We start from the raw sequence: 356 nt of genomic DNA on the forward strand, positions 1-356 counted from the left end.
TTGCCGAATTGTCTGCCGCGCGCTGGCTGCTGCGTGAGCCCGGTTCGGGCACCCGCGAGGCGGTGGAACAGGCGTTGCTGCCGCACCTGTACCACTTCGCGCGCGCCATGCAGCTGGGCAGCACCGAAGCCATCAAGCAGGCCGCCGCGGCCGGGCTGGGCGTGGCCTGCCTGTCGCGGCATGCGGTGGCCGACCTGGTGGCGCTGGGCAGCCTGCGCATCCTGGACACCCCGCTGCCGCCACTGTCGCGCCAGTTGTGGCTGGTCCACCACCCCGGCAAGCACGTGCCGCCGCCGCTGCGCGCCCTGCTGGGGCTGGCTGACGACGCTTTCGCATCCGGTTGAGCGACGCCGCGC

The 356-nt window shown here is 73.3% G+C and carries 1 protein-coding gene; it reads left to right on the plus strand.

Translation table 11 applies throughout. The features are described 5' to 3' along the window. The coding region (locus DBR34_RS23295; RefSeq protein ID WP_258223969.1) for a LysR substrate-binding domain-containing protein at positions 1–344 on the plus strand (344 nt) is incomplete at its 5' end. Positions 345–356: the final 12 nt, after the last annotated feature.

This window comes from Stenotrophomonas sp. HMWF003, assembly GCF_003061285.1.
GTDB lineage: Bacteria > Pseudomonadota > Gammaproteobacteria > Xanthomonadales > Xanthomonadaceae > Stenotrophomonas > Stenotrophomonas maltophilia_AP.